Genomic DNA, 16926 nt, shown 5'->3' with positions numbered 1-16926 from the left:
GGGCCGGCTACCGCTGTGTGGTGAGTGGTCGGCCCTCCGGGATCTCTGCGGTGAGCGCCTGGGCTGCCGGGAGCGTGCGGCCGCGGGTGAACGCCGCCGCGTAGGCGGTCTCGCCGAGGGCGTCGCGGGCCCGGGTCTGGGCGCGGTCCACGTCGGCCCGTTCGGCCGGGGGCAGCGGGGCGCCGGTCGCGGCGCGCAGGGCGTCCGCCGTGCCCAGCAGGAGGGCGGTGCGGGCGGGGGAGGCGGCGGCGTGGGCGCAGGCGAGGCCTTCCAGGGCGAGGGCGACGGCCCGGGGGTCGCCGGTGGCGACGGCGGTCTCGTAGCCCTGGGTGTGGAGGTCGAGGGCGCCGGGCACGTCGCCGCGGAGCTCGGCGACGAAGCCGAGTTCGGCGAGGATGAGTGCGTTGGCGCCGTCCAGGCCGACCAGGCGGTGCCAGTCGAGGACGGCCCGCAGGTGGGTTTCGGCCTCGGTGAGGAGTCCTTCGCGGCGGGCGCCGAGGCCGAGTCCGAGTACGGCGTTGATCTCGCCGGCGCGGAAGCCGAGTTCGGCGGCGCGCTCGCGGGACCGTTGGTGGTACGTGCGGCTTTCGGCGAGGTCTCCGGTGAGCAGGGCGGTGCGGCCGAGGCCGGAGAGGAGGTCGGCGGCCTGGGTGGAGAGGCCGAAGGTCTGCGCGGTGTCCAGGGCGGCCCGTTTGAGGCGTGCGGCGCGTGTGTAGTCGGCGTGGATTTCGGCGATGGATGCCAGGGGGTGGACGGACCAGAGTCCGCTGCACGCGTCGCCGAGTTGGCCGAAGAGTTCGGCGCTGCGGGCGGCGTCGGTCTCGGCGCCGGTCAGGTCGCCTTTGAGGAGGCGCTGTACGGCGCGGTCGGCGAGGGCCGCCGCTTCGCCCCATCGGTCGCCCTGGGTTCGGAAGCCGTCCAGGGCGAGTGCGGTCAGCTCCTCGCCTTCGGTGAGGTCGCCGGTGCCGCACAGGGCGTGGGCGAGGAACCAGCGGGCCCAGGTCCTGCCTTTGTCGTCGTCGTGCGGGCGGGTGTCGAGGGCGTGCTGGATGCGTCGTGTGCGGTCGGTGCCGTCGCCGGTCATGACGGTGATGCCGACGTGCCAGGTGGCGACGCGGGGCCGGAGGGGGCTGGTGCCGGGCAGGGCGAGCGCGGCCGCCGTGGAGCGTCGGGCCTCGCCGAGGCGGCCGCGCAGGATCCAGTACCAGGCGAGTGCGTCCACGAGCCGGAGGGCCTGCTCGTGGGCGCCGTGTTCGAGGGCGGAGTCGAGGGCGAGGCGCAGGTTGGCGCTCTCGGTGTCGAGCCGGGTCAGCCAGGTGCGCTGGGCGCCGGCGCGTAGTTCGGGTGCGGCGCGTTCGGCGAGGGCGAGGTGGTGGGTGAGGTGCCGGGCCCGTACGGCGTCGGTCTCGCCGGCTTCGCGCAGCCGCTCGGCGCAGTAGGCGGCGACGGATTCGAGGAGCCGGTAGCGGGGCCCGGCGGGTCCGTCCACGGCGACGACCAGGGAGCGGTCGACGAGGCGTACGAGCAGGTCGAGGACGTCCTCGGCGGCGACGCCGGCACCGGCGCAGACGTCTTCGGCCGCCTGAAGGGTGCAGCCTTCGGCGTGGACGGCGAGGCGGCGCAGTACGGCCCGTTCGGGGTCGCCGAGCAGCTCCCAGCTCCAGTCGATCATGGCGCGGAGGGTCTGCTGGCGGGCGGGTGCGCCGCGGTGGCCGGCGTTGAGCAGCCGGAAGCGGTCGTCGAGCCGTTCCAGGAGTTGGTGTACGCCGAGGGCGCGGACGCGGGTGGCGGCCAGTTCGAGGGCGAGGGGGATGCCGTCGAGGCGGCGGCAGATTCCTGCCACGGCGGCTTTGTTGTCGTGGTCGAGGGTGAAGCCTGGGGCGGTGGCCGCGGCGCGGCGGGTGAAGAGGGCGACGGCTGCTTCGTCGGTGAGCGGGGGTACGGGCCACAGGGTTTCACCGGCGAGGGCGAGGGGTTCCTGGCTGGTGGTCAGGACGACGAGGCCGGGTGCGGTCCGCAGGAGCAGTTCGGTGAGGGCGGCGGCTTCGTCGACGACGTGTTCGCAGTTGTCGAGGACGAGCAGGGTGCGGTGGTCGCGCAGGACGTCGGCGAGGTGGCGGGCGGCGTCGGGCGGTCCTTCGGGGTGTACGCCCCAGACGCCGTCGTCGCGCAGGTGGAGTGCGGCGGCGACGACTTCGGCCAGTTCGCCGCCGGCTCCGGCCAGTTCGACGAGCCAGACGCCGTCGGGGAAGGCGTGGTGGAGCCGTCCGGCGGTTTCGACGGCGAGCCGGGTCTTGCCGACGCCGCCGGGTCCGGTGAGGGTGACCAGGCGCCGGGTGCCGAGGAGGGTGAGGAGTTCGGTGACGGCGTCGTCGCGGCCGATGGTTTCGCTGAGCGGGGTGGGGAGGTTGGTGCGCGGGGGTGCCGGGGGGTGGTGCGGCTCGGGGTGGGCGGGGGGCAGTTCCTGGCGCAGGAGGGCGCTGTGCAGGGCGGCGAGTTCGGGGCTGGGGTCGAGGCCGAGTTCGTCGGCGAGGCGGGCGCGCAGGTCTTCGTATCCGGCGAGTGCCTCGTGCTGGCGGCCTGAGTGGTAGAGCGCGCGCAGGTGGACGGAGCGGAGTCGTTCGCGCAGGGGGTGGAGGGTGACGAGTTCGGCCAGTTCGCCGGCGAGTTGGGCGTGTTCGCCGGCGTCGAGGCGGGCTTCGGCCTGTTCTTCGCGGACGACGAGCCGGTCTTCTTCGAGGCGGGTCGCGGCGGCCCGGGCGAAGGGCTGGTCGGTGACGTCGGCGAAGGCGGGTCCGCGCCACAGCTCCAGTGCCTGGGTGAACAGCGCGGCCCGGGCGTGGGGCCGGGGCTCGCGGCGGGCCTGTTCGGCGAGTGCGGTGAAGCGGTGGGCGTCCAGGGCGCCGTCGGGTACGTCGAGGAGGTAGCCGGGGGCGCGGGAGACGACAAGGTCGCGTCCGCCGGGTTCGGCGTCGGCGAGGACGCGGCGCAGCTGGGAGACCTTGGCCTGGAGGGCGCGCTGGGGGTTGCCGGGGGGTTCGTCGCCCCACAGGTCGTCGATGAGGTGGTGGGTGGCGACGGGCCGGCCGGCCCGGGCGAGCAGGGACGCCAGCAGGACGCGGACCTTTCGTTCCGGGACCCGGACGTCGTGTCCGTCGTCGGTCCGTACGGATGTCTCCCCCAGCACCCCGAATCGCATGGGCTCACGGTATCCCGTCGCCCTTCTGTCTCTCCGTGCGCGCGGTCACCAGCCCGAACGGGCCCCGAACGAGACCCGAGCAGGACCCGAACACCGGCGGCGGATGGTCTTCCCAGCACCCCGAAGAACCACCACCACCGAGGGAGAACGTGATGGGACAGCTCACCGGAAAGACGGCTCTGGTCACCGGCGGCAGCCGCGGTATCGGCCGGGCGATCGCCCTGCGGCTGGGCGCCGAGGGCGCCCGGGTCGCCGTCCACTACGGCGGCAACGAGGCGGCGGCGAAGGAGACGGTCGCCCTGATCGAGGCGGCCGGCGGCAGCGCCTTCGCGCTGCGGACCGAACTGGGCGTCCCCGGCGACGCCGAGGCGCTGTGGCGGGCCTTCGACGCGCACGCGGACGGTGTCGACATCCTGGTCAACAACGCGGGCGTGGCAGGCCCGGGTCTGATCCACGAGGTGACGGAGGCCGAGTACGACCGGGTGTTCGCGGTCAACGCCAAGGCGCCGTTCTTCATCATCCAGCACGGTCTCGACCGGCTGCGGGACGGCGGACGGATCATCAACATCTCCTCCGGGGTCACGAGGGTCGCCTTCCCCGGCATGACGTCGTACGCCGCCTCCAAGGGCGCGGTCGAGGTGCTGACGCTGACCCTGGCGCAGACGCTGGGCGCCCGGGGCATCACGGTCAACGCGGTCTCGCCCGGCACGATCGAGACCGACATCCATCCCTGGATGGCCGATCCGGACGCCAGGGCGCAGGCGGCGGCGTTCTCGGTCTTCGACCGGGTGGGGCAGCCGGAGGACGTCGCCGACGTGGTCGGCTTCCTCGCCTCGGACGGCGCGCGCTGGGTGACCGGGCAGAACGTCGACGTCAGCGGCGGCTCCGGACTGGGTCTGTGAGCGGGGGCGACACGATGACCATGCACACGCTGCTGGTGGTGGCCCACCCGCGCGCCGACTCGCTCACCGCGCAGGTCGCCGATCACCTCCATGCCCGGCTGAAGGCCGGGGGCGGGACCGTCGACCTCCTCGACCTGTACGCCGAGGGGTTCGACCCGCGGCTCACCCCGGTCGACGAACCGGACTGGGAGGACCGCGAGAAGCGTTACTCCCCCGAGGTCCACGCCCACATGGACCGGATCCTCGCCGCCGACGACATCGTGGTCGTCTTCCCGGTGTGGTGGTGGGCCCCGCCGGCGATCCTGAAGGGCTGGATCGACCGGGTGTGGAACTACGGCTTCGCCTACGGCCGCCAGGCCCCGGCTGGCGGGCCGCCGGATGCGGTGGCTCGGTCTGACGGGCGGCACCGCGGAGGGGATCGAGGAGCTGGGCCTTGGCGGTACGGCGGAGCGTCCGCTGCGGGCGATCGCGGAGTTCTGCGGCATCGAGGACGTGTCGGTCCGGCTGCTGTACGGCACCGAACTCTCCGGTGTCCCCCGTGACCTGCGCCCCGCGCGGGTGCGGGAGATTCTGGCGGCGGCCGAGGAGGCGGTGACGCCATGACGCTCACCGAGACGTCTCCCGCGGCGCCCGCGCGGGCCGGTGCCCGGCAGTGGCTGGGTCTGGCGGTCCTGCTGCTGCCGGTGTCCCTGATGACCGCCGATCTGGGGGTTCTGTGGCTCGCCACCCCGTATCTCGCGGCCGATCTGCGGCCCAGCAGCGCGCAGTTGCTGTGGACGACCGACATCTACGGCTTCCTGACCGCCGGCACGCTGGTGATCATGGGTACGCTCGGCGACCGGCTGGGCCGCCGCAGGCTGCTGATGGCGGGTTCGGCCGGGTTCGTCGTGGCCTCGCTGGTCGCCGCGTACGCCCCGGGACCGGAGGTGCTGATCGTGGCCCGCGCCCTGCTCGGTGTCGCCGGGGCCGCCGTGCTGCCTTCCACCCTGGCGCTGATCAGCCAGCTGTTCGCCGATCCCCGGCAGCGGGCCACCGCCCTCGCGATGTGGGTGACCGCCCTGTCGGTGGGTCTGGCGATCGGCCCGGTGATCGGCGGGATGCTGCTGGCGGTGTGGTGGTGGGGGTCGGTGTTCCTGATCGGGGTGCCGGTCATGCTGGTCGCGCTGGTCACGGCCCCGGCGCTGCTGCCCGAGTACCGCGATCCGGCGGCGGGTCGGCTGGATGTGGCGAGCGTGGCGCTGTTCCTGCTGGCCGTCCTGCCGGTGGTGTACGGGGTCAAGTCGCTGGCCTCGCACGGGCCGGGCGCGTCGGCGGGGGTCGCCTTCGCGTTCGGGGCGCTGTTCGCGGCTGTCTTCGTCCGGCGCCAGAACCGGCTCGCGGCCCCGCTGCTGGATCTGCGGCTCTTCCGGGACCGGACCTTCACCGGGGCGCTGCTGGCGCTGCTGCTGGGGATGACCGCGCTCAACGGTGTGGAGTATCTGGTGCCGCAGTACCTCCAGGGGGTGGCCGGGCAGTCGCCGCTCCAGGCGGGGCTGTGGCTACTGCCGGGGGCGGCGGGGCTGGTCGCCGGCTCCCAGCTGACACCGGTACTCGCCCGGCGGATACGGCCCGCGTACGTGCTGGTCGGCGGGCTGCTCGTGTCGCTGGCCGGGTACGCGGCGCTGGCCCTGTCCGAGGGGGTGGCCGTCGCCTCTCTCGGGCTGACCGTGATCATGTTCGGGGTGGCTCCGATCAGCGTGCTGGGCACGGCCCTGGCGGTCGGCGCGGCGCCGGCGCGGAAGGCGGGCGCGGCGGCGGCGACCGGGCAGACGGCGTACGACCTGGGGCTTGCCCTGGGCATCGCGGTGACCGGCAGTGTCGCGGTCGCCGTCTACCGGGGCCGGATGCCGGCGGACGCCCCGGCCGGGGCGCGGGACACGCTGGGGGCGGCGGTGTCGGCCGGTGACGCGGGGCTCGCGGCGGTGGCGCGGGAGGCGTTCACGGCTGGGCTGCAGTCGGCGGCCGCGCTGAGCGCCGGGTTCGCGCTGGTGACGGCGGTGCTGGTGGCCGTACTGCTGCGCCGGGTCCCGAGGATCACCTCCGCGTCGCACTGACCGCGCTTCCCGGATGACACAGGTCGGCGCCCCTCCCTCGGGAGGGGCGCTGTGTCATTTCGGTCCGGGGTCAGTCCGTCGCGCAGGTGCCTTCGAGGAGGTCCGGGTCGACGGCGTCCAGCCGGGCGGACAGAGCGGCGAGCTGCTCGCGCAGGTCGCGGATCTCCTCCAGGGAGAGGCCGGTGGCCAGGGCGATCCGGCGCGGTACGCCGAGCGCGCGCTCGCGCAGTTCCGTTCCGGCGTCGGTGGCGCGGGCGGTGACGGAGCGCTCGTCCTCGGCGCTGCGGCGGCGCTCGACGTATCCGGCCGCTTCCAGCCGTTTGAGGAGCGGGGAGAGGGTGCCGGAGTCGAGCCGGAGGTGCTCGCCGATCTTCTTGACCGGCAGTTCGCCGTGTTCCCAGAGCACCAGCATCACCAGGTACTGCGGATAGGTGAGGCCCAGCTCCTTGAGCGCGCCGCGGTAGACGCCGTTGAAGGCGCGGGTGGCGGCGTGCAGGGAGAAGCAGATCTGGTGGTCGAGACGGAGGAAGTCCTCGTCCCGCACGGTGCCGAGCGTGGTCTTCATGGTTCCCAGACTACGTCACATCCACGCGATTGAGTTGTGCACAACTGAATCGTGCGCTATCAATGAGGTACCGCAAGGACGAGAGGACAGGACCCCACATGAACGCGCTGTACACCGCCGTCGCCACCGCCAACGGCCGCGAGGGCCGTGCCGTCAGCTCCGACGGCCACATCGACCTCCCGCTGGCCCACCCGCAGGCCCTCGGCGGCAACGGCCAGGGCACCAACCCCGAGCAGCTCTTCGCCGCCGGCTACGCCGCCTGCTTCGCCAGCGCCATGGGCGTGATCGCCCGCCAGGAGAAGATCGACATCAAGGATGTCTCGGTCACCGCCGAGGTGAGCATCGGCAAGGACACCGACGGCGGCTTCGGGCTCGCGGTCGTGATGCGCGCCGAGTTCCCGGACCACCTCCAGGGCGAGCCCGGCCGCGAGCTGCTGGAGAAGACCCACGCGTTCTGCCCGTACTCCAAGGCCACCCGCGGCAACATCGCGGTGGACCTCGTCATCGAGTAATCCCACCCGGCCGCCGGAATTCGTAATTCCGGCGGCCGAGGCGCATTCCACTCCCGGAACCACCTCCGGACGGGCGGACATGAAAAATGCCCCCGGCGTGTCGTACGTGGTGTACGTCACTCCGGGGGCATCCTGGTCGCGTCAGGCGGAAACCTTCCTGCATGCACGACACGCGGTGGGGCGGGTGGGACTCGAACCCACGGCCGACGGATTATGAGTCCGCTGCTCTAACCGGCTGAGCTACCGCCCCTTGTACGGCGTGGCGCGTACATGTGTGCGCGCCGTCTGCCGCAGCATAGCCGCTCATACGATCTCCTGCTCCGGATGGTGGCAACGCACGACCAAGAGGACCGCACCACGCGCCCTGCGGTTCCCGGAACACAAGAAAGAGGACCCTAAGGGTCCTCTTTCTTTCCGCTCCCCCGGCTGGACTCGAACCAGCAACCCTCCGGTTAACAGCCGAATGCTCTGCCAATTGAGCTACAGGGGATCGCGCTCCCCCGACTGGACTCGAACCAGTAACCTGCCGGTTAACAGCCGGCTGCTCTGCCAATTGAGCTACAGGGGATTGCTGCGTTGCATCGAACGTACCCACCTGGGTGTCCCGGGCGGCGCTCGCTCGCTGCGACACATACATTAGCGCAAGCAGGGGGGTGCTCCGCCAATCGGTATCGCCGAGGGCGAGACGCCGGGTGATCACGGGCCCCGCCGGGTAGGCGGCCTGCACCTGCACCGACACCAGGGAAGGGTGGCTGCCATGCGGTACAAGCTCACATTCGTCGTCGGACTGGCCCTCGGGTACGTCATCGGCACCCGGGCCGGGCGCGAGCGCTACGAGCAGTTGAAGAAGTCCGCGCGCGAGTTCTCCCAGAACCCGGCCGTGCGCAACGCCGCCGAGTCGGCCGCGCAGACCGGCCGTGAGGTGGCGGGCAAGGCCTTCCACGCCGTGAGTGAGAAGGTGCCCGGCTCGGTCTCCGAGCGGGTCCGGTCCCTGCGTGAGCGCGGCCAGGGCGACGTGGATGACGACTGGGGTACGAGCAACACCTGATGCCCCGGACGGCCCAGGAGTGCGGCAGAATCCTCACCCATGGGGATAGTCGCCGGGTTGGACAGTTCGTCGGAGTTCACACGCGTCGTCGTCTGTGACGCGGACACGGGTGCCGTGCTGCGGCAGGGCTATGCCCCGCACCCCGTCGAGGCCAAGGCCACCGACGTCGATCCGCAGGCCTGGCTGCTGTCGCTGGGCGAGGCCGCCACCGGCGGGCTGCTTGAAGGCGTGCAGGCCATCGGCGTCTCCGCCCAGCAGCACGGACTGGTCCCGCTGGACACGCAGGGCGCGCTGGTGCGGCCCGCGCTGGTCGGCAACGACAAGCGGGCCCAGGTCGCCGCGGCCGATCTCATCGAGGGCTTCGGCGGCCGCCAGGCGTGGGCCGAGGCCGTGGGGTCCGTACCGCAGGCCTCGCAGGCGGTGGCGAAGCTGCGCTGGCTGGCCCGGACCGAGCCCGAGGCGGCCCAGCGCATCGCCCTGCTGATGCAGCCGCACGACTGGCTGGTGTGGCAGCTGCTCGGCCGTCCGGTGCGGCGGACCACCGACCGGGGCGCGGCCTCGGCCACCGGCTACTGGTCGGCGGCCACCGGCGCGTACCGGCCCGACCTCGTCGAACTGGCCCTCGGCCATCAGGCGATACTCCCGGAGGTCCTCGGCCCCGCCGAGGCGGCCGGCACCACCCCCGAGGGACTGCTGATCTCGGCCGGCACCGGCGAGACCATGGCGGCCGCCTTCGGCCTCGGTCTCGGCGCCGGTGACGCGGTCGTCTCCCTGGGCGCGTCCGGTTCCGTCATGGCCGTGCACCACGGGGCGCTGGCCGACCCGCAGGGCATGATCACCTCGTTCGCCGACGCGACCGGTATGCACCTGCCGGTCGTCCACACCTCCAATGCCGTACGGGCGCTGCGCGGCACCGCCGAGATGCTCGGCACCGAGGACCTGGCCGAGCTGTCCGCGCTGGCCCTGAAGTCCACGCCGGGCGCGTCCGGTCTGGTGCTGCTGCCCTATCTGGAGGGTGAGCGGACGCCGCAGCTGCCGCACACCGCGGGCACCCTGAGCGGGCTGCGCCGGGAGTCGATGAAGCCGGAGCATCTGGCGCGGGCCGCGTTCGAGGGCATGCTGTGCTCGCTCGCCGACGCGATGGACGTGCTGCGCGGGCGCGGGGTGGAGGTGCGCCGGGTGTTCCTGCTGGGCGCGGCCGCCGAGCTGCCCGCCGTGCAGGCCCTCGCCCCGGCGGTGTTCGCGGCGCAGGTCGTCGTCCCCCAGCCGGCCGACTACGCGGCGCTCGGCGCGGCCCGGCAGGCCGCCTGGGCGCTGGGTGTCTCGCAGGGGAAGCTGTCGCCGCAGATCCCGCCGGCGTGGCAGGGCGCGGCAGCCCAGATATTCGAGCCGGGCGAGGAGCTGGCGGTGGGTCAGGCGGTGCGCCAGCAGTACATCGCCACGCGTGACCAGCTGCACCCCGGGGCGTTCGGGGGCTGAGCCGACGGGCCGGCGGGCCCGGAAAACCCGGTCGTAACGTTCGGAGGGCTCGGGCGATAGTAGGAGCCGTGCTCATACGACTCCTCCGAACGCACTTGCGCCCGTACCGAAAACCCATCGCGCTGCTGGTGGCGCTCCAGTTCCTGCAAACCTGCGCCAGCCTCTACCTGCCGACCCTGAACGCGGACATCATCGACGAGGGTGTCGTGCGGGGCGACACCGGTTACATCCTGCGCTTCGGCGCGCTCATGATCGCGGTCTCCGTGATCCAGGTCGTCTGCAACATCGGGGCGGTGTACTACGGGGCGCGGACCGCCTCGGCGCTCGGCCGGGACGTGCGCGCCGCCGTGTTCGACCGGGTGCAGTCCTTCTCGGCCCGGGAGCTCGGCCAGTTCGGCGCCCCCTCCCTGATCACCCGTACCACCAATGACGTCCAGCAGGTCCAGATGCTGGTGCTGATGGCGTTCACGCTGATGGTGTCGGCGCCGATCATGTGCGTGGGCGGCATCGTGATGGCGCTCGGCCAGGACGTGCCGCTGTCGGCCGTGCTGCTGGCCGTCGTCCCCGTCCTCGGTGTCTGCGTCGGCCTCATCGTGGCGCGGATGCGGCCGCTGTTCCGCACGATGCAGGACCGGCTGGACACGGTGAACCGGGTGCTGCGCGAGCAGATCACCGGCAACCGCGTCATCCGGGCCTTTGTGAAGGACGCGTACGAGACCGAGCGGTTCGGGCGGGCCAACACCGGTCTGACCGATGTGTCGATGGCGACCGGGCGGCTGATGGCGCTGATGTTCCCGACCGTGATGACGGTCGTGAACATCTCCAGCGTCGCGGTGGTCTGGTTCGGTGCCCACCGCATCGACAGCGGCGGGATGGAGATCGGCGCGCTGACCGCCTTCCTCGCCTATCTGATGCAGATCGTGATGGCCGTGATGATGGCCACCTTCATGTTCATGATGGTGCCGCGCGCCGAGGTGTGCGCCGAGCGCATCGAGGAGGTCCTCGGCACGGAGACGAGCGTGGTGCCGCCGGCCGCGCCGGTGACCGAGCTGCGCCGTACGGGCCATCTGGAGGTGCGGGGCGCGGGCTTCCGCTATCCGGGTGCGGAGGAGCCGGTGCTGCGGGACGTGGACCTGGTCGCCCGGCCCGGCGAGACCACCGCGATCATCGGGTCGACGGGCAGCGGCAAGTCGACGCTGCTGGGTCTGGTGCCGCGGCTGTTCGACGCGACCGACGGCGAGGTGCTCGTCGACGGGGTGGACGTGGCGGAGCTGGATCCGGCGCTGATGGCGCGTACGGTCGGGCTCGTGCCGCAGAAGCCGTACCTCTTCTCGGGGACGGTGGCGACGAACCTGCGGTACGGCAACCCGGACGCGTCCGACGAGGAGCTGTGGCACGCGCTGGAGGTCGCCCAGGCGGCCGACTTCGTCCGCGGTCTGGAGCACGGTCTGGACGCGCCGATCGCGCAGGGAGGCACGAACGTCTCCGGCGGTCAGCGGCAGCGGCTTGCGATCGCGCGGACGCTGGTGCAGCGCCCGGAGATCTATCTCTTCGACGACTCGTTCTCGGCGCTGGACTACACGACCGACGCGCTGCTGCGCACGGCGCTGGCGCGGGAGACCGCCGAGTCGACGGTGGTGATCGTCGCCCAGCGGGTGTCGACGATCCGTGACGCCGACCGGATCGTGGTCCTCGACGAGGGCCGGGTCGTCGGCACCGGACGTCATCACGAGCTGATGGCGGGCAACGAGACGTACCGGGAGATCGTGCTCTCCCAGCTGACCGAGGCGGAGGCAGCCTGATGGCCGGTCCTGGCGGACGCATGATGATGGGCCAGTCCGGTGAGCGGTCCATGGACTTCAAGGGCTCCGGCAAGCGGCTGCTGCGGCAGCTCGCCCCCGAGAAGACCGCGCTGTGGGTGATGCTCGCGGCGTGTGTGCTGAGCGTGGCGGCGTCGGTGGTCGGGCCGATGATCCTCGGCCGGGCGACCGACGTGGTCTTCGCCGGGGTCGTGGGGCGGGAGATGCCCGACGGGTCGACGAAGGCACAGGCGATCGAGGCGCTGCGGGCCGAGGGCGACGACGGGCTCGCCGACATGCTGTCCGGGGTGGACTTCGTGCCCGGGCAGGGCATCGACTTCACCGCGGTCGGCGAGGTGCTGCTGTGGGTCACGCTGATCTATGTGGCGGCCGGGCTGCTCATGCTGGTGTCGACCCGGATGTCGATCAAGGTGATCAACCGGACCGTGCACCGGATGCGGGAGGACGTGCAGGCGAAGCTGGCGCGGCTGCCGCTGTCGTACTTCGACCGGGCCAAGCGTGGTGAGGTGCTGAGCCGGGCGACCAACGACATCGACAACATCTCGCAGACCATGCAGCAGTCGATGGGCCAGCTGATCAACTCGCTGCTCACGATCGTGGGTGTGCTGGCGATGATGTTCTGGATCTCGCCGCTGCTCGCGCTGGTGGCGCTGGTGACGGTGCCGCTGTCGGTGTACGTGGCCACCCGGATCGGCAAGCGGTCGCAGCCGCACTTCGTCCAGCAGTGGAAGTCCACGGGCGCGCTCAACGCACATGTGGAAGAGATGTACACCGGCCATGCGCTGGTGAAGGTCTTCGGCCGGCAGGAGGAGTCCGCGGCGGGCTTCCGGGAGCAGAACGAGGCGCTGTACGAGGCCGGGTTCCGGGCGCAGTTCAACAGCGGGCTGATGCAGCCGGTGATGTTCTTCGTCTCGAACCTGAACTATGTGCTGGTGGCCGTGGTGGGCGGGCTGCGGGTGGCGTCGGGGACGCTGTCGATCGGTGACGTCCAGGCGTTCATCATGTACTCGCGGCAGTTCTCGATGCCGCTGACACAGGTCGCGTCGATGGCGAACCTGGTGCAGTCCGGGGTGGCGTCCGCGGAGCGGATCTTCGAGCTGCTGGACGCCGAGGAGCAGGAGCCGGACGAGGCGGAGTCCCGGATGCCGCGGCGGCCGCAGGGCCGGGTCGCGCTGGAGAAGGTGTCGTTCCGTTACGAGCCGGACAAGCCGCTGATCGAGAACCTGTCGCTGGCGGTGGAGCCCGGGCAGACGGTCGCGATCGTCGGGCCCACAGGCGCGGGCAAGACGACGCTGGTCAATCTGCTGATGCGGTTCTACGAAGTCACCGGCGGCCGGATCACCCTCGACGGCGTCGACGTCTCGCGGATGTCGCGCGAGGAGCTGCGGGCCGGAATCGGCATGGTCCTTCAGGACACCTGGCTCTTCGGCGGCACCATCGCCGAGAACATCGCCTACGGCACCTCGCGGGAGGTGTCCCGCGAGGAGATCGAGGCGGCGGCGCGGGCGGCTCACGCGGACCGTTTCATCCGGACCCTGCCGGACGGCTACGACACGGTCCTCGACGAGGAGGGCGCGGGGGTGAGCGCGGGCGAGAAGCAGCTGATCACGATCGCCCGGGCGTTCCTGTCGGACCCGGTGATCCTGGTCCTGGACGAGGCGACGAGCTCGGTGGACACCCGTACGGAGGTGCTGATCCAGAAGGCGATGGCGCGCCTGGCGCACGGCCGTACGTCCTTCGTGATCGCGCACCGGCTCTCCACGATCCGGGACGCGGATGTGATCCTGGTGATGGAGGACGGTTCGATCGTCGAACAGGGCACGCACGAGGAACTGTTGGCGTCGGACGGGGCCTATGCGCGCCTGTACGCCGCCCAGTTCGCGCAGGCGGTCGCCGAGGTCGACTGACCGGCGCGCGACCGGAGTGGTCGCCTCACCGTGACCCGTGCCGCATCGTGAGCGGCATGGGTCACCTGGGTCGCTCACGGTCGACGGGCCGGACCTCCAGTCCGGATGGCCGCTAGTCCAGATAGCCGCGCAGCTGGTCGGCGAAGGTGTGGTCCCGCAGTTTGTTGAGGGTCTTGGACTCGATCTGGCGGATGCGTTCGCGTGTGACGCCGAAGAGCCGTCCGATCTCCTCCAGGGTGCGGGGCCTGCCGTCGTCGAGGCCGTAGCGGAGCTGGACGACCTTGCGTTCGCGTTCGCCGAGGGTGGAGAGCACCGCTTCGAGGTGTTGGCGCAGGAGCAGGAAGGCCGCCGTTTCGACCGGGGACGCCGCGTCGCCGTCCTCGATCAGGTCGCCGAGGGCGACGTCGTCCTCCTCGCCGACGGGGGCGTGCAGCGAGACCGGTTCCTGGGCGAGGCGCAGGACTTCGCCGACGCGTTCGGGCGACAGGTCGAGGTGGGCGGCGACCTCTTCGGCGGTGGGTTCGTAGCCGCGTTCCTGCAGCATGCGGCGCTGGACGCGGACGACCCGGTTGATGAGTTCGACGACATGGACCGGCACCCGGATCGTGCGGGCCTGGTCGGCCAGGGCCCGGGACATGGCCTGGCGGATCCACCAGGTCGCGTACGTGGAGAACTTGTAGCCGCGGGCGTAGTCGAACTTCTCGACCGCTCTGATCAGACCCAGGTTTCCTTCCTGGACGAGGTCGAGCATGGTCAGCCCGCGGCCCACGTACCGTTTGGCGACGGAGACGACCAGCCGCAGGTTGGCCTCGATCAGCCGGCGCTTGGCCATCCGGCCCAGGACGACCAGCCGGTCGAGATCCAGGGCGAGTTGGGAGTCGAGGCTCGGGGTGGAGAGCAGTTTCTCCTCGGCGAACAGGCCGGCTTCGACCCGGCGTGCCAGCTCGACCTCCTCGGCCGCGGTGAGCAGCGGGATACGGCCGATCTCGCGCAGGTACTGGCGGAAGAGGTCGGAGGAGGGGCCGGTGGAGTCGGCGCGGACCGCGCGCGGCTCGGGCGGTTCAGGCGGCTCCGGCGCTTCGACGACATCCTCGGCGATGTTTACAGGAGCGTCCTCGGGGGCGGCCTCGGCGGCGGACCGGGTGGGATCCGGGAGCGCGTCGGGCACGGCTTCCGGGTGGTGCGGGGCCAGGCTCTGCGCCGGGACCAGAGTGTCCGGTTCGGTGTCGGTCAGGGTCTGGGTCTGCACGGGGGCGACCTCCAGGGTGATCGCTGCCGGGTCGGGGGCGTACGGCAGCGGGACGGCGGCGGCCGGGCCGCCGGGATCCGTCCCGTACACGTTGAGCGGAACCGCGGGGGTGCGCTCCGAGGACTCAGGCACCGCCCCTTAGTGTGGGGTACGACACATCATCGCCACGAGGGGCGTGCGGTGACTTTTTGAGTCCGGCGGGTGACGGAACGTCAGAGGGCCGCCGCGCCATGGTTCTTGAGCGCCTCGCCGTACTGCGTGAGCACCCACAGCTCGTTCTGGACGGCCGCCAGCGCTTGCGGGTCTCCGTGCTGGCCGAGCCGGGCCAGGGTGCCGTTGATGTCCCGCAGGCGCCGCTCGACGGCGCGCCTGCGGACCCACACCAGCTGCTCCCCCGCGTAGGTCTCGTCCACCACGCGCGCGTGGATGGCCTCGACGGCCAGTTCGGTGACGAGGGCGCGGACGGTGTCGTTGGGGGCGGATTCCAGGACAGCGGTGACGTAGTCGGAGGGCGCGCCGGTGGCGCCGCCGGCGTCCTGGATGCACTGGCGGACGGCGGCGTAGGGCGGGGCGGTGAACTCGTCGATGCCGTACGCGTCGAAGGCCGGGGAGACCAGTTCGGGGCGCTGGAGGGCGAGTTTGAGCAGCTCGCGTTCGGTGCGGTGGGCGGGGCTGCGGAGGTTGAGGGCCGGCCCGGCGGGGGCGGTGCGGGCGGCGGGCGGGGCCTGGGTCTCGTACGTACGCTGCGAGTGCGGGGCGGCCGGGCCCTTGCCGCCGCGGTCCCTGGCCCAGCGGGCGATCTGGGCGACGCGCCGGACGACGAACTGGGTGTCGAGGATGCCGACGAGCCCCGCGAGCTGGACGGCGACCTCGTGCTGGGAGGCGACGTTCTTGATCCGGGCGACGATGGGGGCGGCCTCGTCGAGGGCGGCGGCCCGGCCGGCGGGGGTCTCCAGGTCGTAGCGGCCCACGATCTGGCGCAGCGCGAACTCGAAGAGCGGGGTGCGGGGCTCGACGAGTTCGGCGACGGCCTCGTCGCCCTTGGCGAGCCGCAGCTCGCAGGGGTCCATGCCGTCGGGGGCGATGGCGATGTAGGTCTCGGCGGCGAACTTCTGGTCGTCCTCGAAGGCGCGCAGCGCGGCCTTCTGGCCGGCGGCGTCACCGTCGAAGGTGAAGATCACCCGGGCCGATCCGTTGTCCATCAGGAGCCGGCGGAGGATCTTGATGTGGTCGCCGCCGAAGGCGGTGCCGCAGGTGGCGATGGCGGTGGTGACGCCGGCGAGGTGGCAGGCCATGACGTCGGTGTAGCCCTCGACGACGACGGCGCGGCTGGCCTTGGCGATGTCCTTCTTGGCCAGGTCGATGCCGTAGAGGACCTGGGACTTCTTGTAGATCGGGGTCTCGGGGGTGTTGAGGTACTTGGGGCCGTTGTCGTCGTCGCGGAGCTTGCGCGCGCCGAAGCCGACGACCTCGCCGCCGACGTCGCGGATGGGCCACATCAGGCGGCCGCGGAAGCGGTCGATGGGGCCGCGGCGGCCGTCCTGGGAGAGGCCGGAGAGGATCAGCTCCTTGTCGCTGAAGCCCTTGCCGCGCAGGTAGCGGGTGAGGTGGTCCCAGCCGGCGGGACTGTAGCCGACGCCGAAGTGTTCGGCGGCGGCCTGGTCGAAGCCGCGCTCGGCGAGGAACTTGCGGCCGATCTCGGCCTCGGCGCCGCCCAGTTGGTCGCTGTAGAACTGGGCGGCCGCCTTGTGGGCCTCGATGAGCCGGATGCGCTCGCCGCGCTGATGTCCGGGGTTGTAGCCGCCTTCTTCGTACCGCAGCGTGATGCCCGCCTTGGCGGCGAGGCGCTCGACCGTCTCCGAGAAGGAGAGGTGGTCGATCTTCATCACGAAGGCGATGGTGTCGCCGCCCTCCTGGCAGCCGAAGCAGTGGAAGAGGCCCTTGCTGGGGCTGACCTGGAAGGAGGGGGACTTCTCGTCGTGGAAAGGGCACAGGCCCTTGAGGTTGCCGCCGCCCGCGTTGCGCAGCTGGAGGTACTCGGACACGACGGCGTCGATCGGGACCGCGTCCCGTACCGCCTTCACGTCGTCATCGTTGATCCTGCCTGCCACGTGGGAATTCTACGGGCCGCCGGCCGGCCGCCGGGTGCCAC

General features: G+C 71.8%; 12 protein-coding genes, 3 tRNA genes and 1 pseudogene. 9 read left to right on the top strand and 7 right to left on the bottom strand.

Annotation, left to right across the window (positions count from 1 at the left end):
• Nucleotides 1-7: 7 nt before the first annotated feature.
• The gene (locus IEZ01_RS23675) at nt 8-3199 is read right to left on the bottom strand and encodes an AfsR/SARP family transcriptional regulator (RefSeq protein WP_189203638.1); all 3192 of its coding nucleotides are present in this window, start codon (nt 3197-3199) and stop codon (nt 8-10) included.
• A gap of 152 nt (nt 3200-3351) precedes the next feature.
• On the opposite strand from IEZ01_RS23675, the gene IEZ01_RS23670 reads away from it, so the two are divergent.
• The 4 genes and pseudogenes from IEZ01_RS23670 (at nt 3352) to IEZ01_RS23660 (ending at nt 6194) form a co-directional block, all read left to right on the top strand.
• On the top strand, nt 3352-4101 hold the full coding sequence (locus tag IEZ01_RS23670) for an SDR family oxidoreductase (RefSeq protein WP_019886070.1): 750 nt from the start codon (nt 3352-3354) through the stop codon (nt 4099-4101).
• 14 nt (nt 4102-4115) lie between these two features.
• Nucleotides 4116-4397, top strand: a pseudogene (locus IEZ01_RS35730) (NAD(P)H-dependent oxidoreductase); the annotation flags it as partial.
• Nucleotides 4398-4479: 82 nt separating this feature from the next.
• The gene (locus IEZ01_RS35725) at nt 4480-4704 is read left to right on the top strand and encodes an NADPH-dependent FMN reductase family protein (RefSeq protein ID WP_267907292.1); all 225 of its coding nucleotides are present in this window, start codon (nt 4480-4482) and stop codon (nt 4702-4704) included.
• Nucleotides 4701-6194: an MFS transporter gene (locus tag IEZ01_RS23660; RefSeq protein ID WP_189203635.1), complete on the top strand. Its 1494-nt coding sequence runs from the start codon at nt 4701-4703 to the stop codon at nt 6192-6194. The genes IEZ01_RS35725 and IEZ01_RS23660 overlap by 4 nt, the downstream gene beginning before the upstream one ends.
• A 70-nt stretch (nt 6195-6264) precedes the next feature.
• Here the strand turns inward: IEZ01_RS23660 and IEZ01_RS23655 are convergent, their stop codons facing one another.
• Nucleotides 6265-6759: a MarR family winged helix-turn-helix transcriptional regulator gene (locus IEZ01_RS23655; protein WP_019886074.1), complete on the bottom strand. Its 495-nt coding sequence runs from the start codon at nt 6757-6759 to the stop codon at nt 6265-6267.
• Nucleotides 6760-6857: 98 nt separating this feature from the next.
• Between IEZ01_RS23655 and IEZ01_RS23650 the strand changes: the two genes are divergently transcribed.
• The gene (locus IEZ01_RS23650) at nt 6858-7271 is read left to right on the top strand and encodes an organic hydroperoxide resistance protein (protein ID WP_019886076.1); all 414 of its coding nucleotides are present in this window, start codon (nt 6858-6860) and stop codon (nt 7269-7271) included.
• A 176-nt stretch (nt 7272-7447) separates the two neighbouring features.
• On the opposite strand, the gene IEZ01_RS23645 is transcribed toward IEZ01_RS23650, so the two are convergent.
• The 3 genes from IEZ01_RS23645 to IEZ01_RS23635 all read right to left on the bottom strand — a co-directional run bounded on the left by IEZ01_RS23645 (nt 7448) and on the right by IEZ01_RS23635 (nt 7839).
• Nucleotides 7448-7521: transfer RNA gene (locus IEZ01_RS23645), tRNA-Ile, on the bottom strand.
• A gap of 167 nt (nt 7522-7688) precedes the next feature.
• Nucleotides 7689-7761: transfer RNA gene (locus IEZ01_RS23640), tRNA-Asn, on the bottom strand.
• Nucleotides 7762-7766: 5 nt separating this feature from the next.
• Nucleotides 7767-7839, bottom strand: a tRNA-Asn gene (locus IEZ01_RS23635).
• Nucleotides 7840-8028: 189 nt separating this feature from the next.
• Here IEZ01_RS23635 and IEZ01_RS23630 point away from each other — a divergent pair.
• The 4 genes from IEZ01_RS23630 to IEZ01_RS23615 all read left to right on the top strand — a co-directional run bounded on the left by IEZ01_RS23630 (nt 8029) and on the right by IEZ01_RS23615 (nt 13525).
• Entirely contained in the window at nt 8029-8319 is a 291-nt protein-coding gene (locus tag IEZ01_RS23630) for a hypothetical protein (RefSeq protein WP_019886077.1), read from the top strand.
• Between the two features lie 39 nt (nt 8320-8358).
• On the top strand, nt 8359-9798 hold the full coding sequence (locus tag IEZ01_RS23625; RefSeq protein WP_189203633.1) for an FGGY family carbohydrate kinase: 1440 nt from the start codon (nt 8359-8361) through the stop codon (nt 9796-9798).
• Between the two features lie 68 nt (nt 9799-9866).
• Nucleotides 9867-11600 (top strand): ABC transporter ATP-binding protein, encoded by a 1734-nt coding sequence (locus tag IEZ01_RS23620; protein ID WP_028797492.1) that lies wholly within the window; start codon nt 9867-9869, stop codon nt 11598-11600.
• Nucleotides 11600-13525, top strand: a complete 1926-nt coding sequence (locus IEZ01_RS23615; protein WP_028797493.1) for an ABC transporter ATP-binding protein — start codon at nt 11600-11602, stop codon at nt 13523-13525. The genes IEZ01_RS23620 and IEZ01_RS23615 overlap by 1 nt, the downstream gene beginning before the upstream one ends.
• Before the next feature lie 112 nt (nt 13526-13637).
• Here the strand turns inward: IEZ01_RS23615 and IEZ01_RS23610 are convergent, their stop codons facing one another.
• Nucleotides 13638-14906 carry an RNA polymerase sigma factor gene (locus IEZ01_RS23610; protein WP_019886082.1) on the bottom strand — a complete coding sequence of 423 codons (1269 nt, stop codon included), beginning with the start codon at nt 14904-14906 and terminating at the stop codon, nt 13638-13640.
• A gap of 80 nt (nt 14907-14986) precedes the next feature.
• Nucleotides 14987-16885, bottom strand: coding sequence for a DNA primase (gene dnaG, locus IEZ01_RS23605; RefSeq protein WP_028797494.1), 1899 nt, complete (start codon nt 16883-16885; stop codon nt 14987-14989).
• Nucleotides 16886-16926: the final 41 nt, after the last annotated feature.

Source organism: Streptomyces purpureus, from assembly GCF_014648195.1.
In the GTDB taxonomy this organism is placed as follows: domain Bacteria; phylum Actinomycetota; class Actinomycetes; order Streptomycetales; family Streptomycetaceae; genus Streptomyces; species Streptomyces purpureus.
The sequence above is the reverse complement of the archived record's forward strand: the minus strand, read 5'-3'. Positions and strand labels throughout refer to the sequence as shown.

Coding starts and splice junctions, on each gene's coding strand:
- IEZ01_RS23675 (WP_189203638.1), bottom strand. CDS start 3,199: ATGCGATTCGGGGTGCTGGGGGAGACATCCGTACGGACCGACGACGGA.
- IEZ01_RS23670 (WP_019886070.1), top strand. CDS start 3,352: ATGGGACAGCTCACCGGAAAGACGGCTCTGGTCACCGGCGGCAGCCGC.
- IEZ01_RS35725 (WP_267907292.1), top strand. CDS start 4,480: ATGCGGTGGCTCGGTCTGACGGGCGGCACCGCGGAGGGGATCGAGGAG.
- IEZ01_RS23660 (WP_189203635.1), top strand. CDS start 4,701: ATGACGCTCACCGAGACGTCTCCCGCGGCGCCCGCGCGGGCCGGTGCC.
- IEZ01_RS23655 (WP_019886074.1), bottom strand. CDS start 6,759: ATGAAGACCACGCTCGGCACCGTGCGGGACGAGGACTTCCTCCGTCTC.
- IEZ01_RS23650 (WP_019886076.1), top strand. CDS start 6,858: ATGAACGCGCTGTACACCGCCGTCGCCACCGCCAACGGCCGCGAGGGC.
- IEZ01_RS23630 (WP_019886077.1), top strand. CDS start 8,029: ATGCGGTACAAGCTCACATTCGTCGTCGGACTGGCCCTCGGGTACGTC.
- IEZ01_RS23625 (WP_189203633.1), top strand. CDS start 8,359: ATGGGGATAGTCGCCGGGTTGGACAGTTCGTCGGAGTTCACACGCGTC.
- IEZ01_RS23615 (WP_028797493.1), top strand. CDS start 11,600: ATGGCCGGTCCTGGCGGACGCATGATGATGGGCCAGTCCGGTGAGCGG.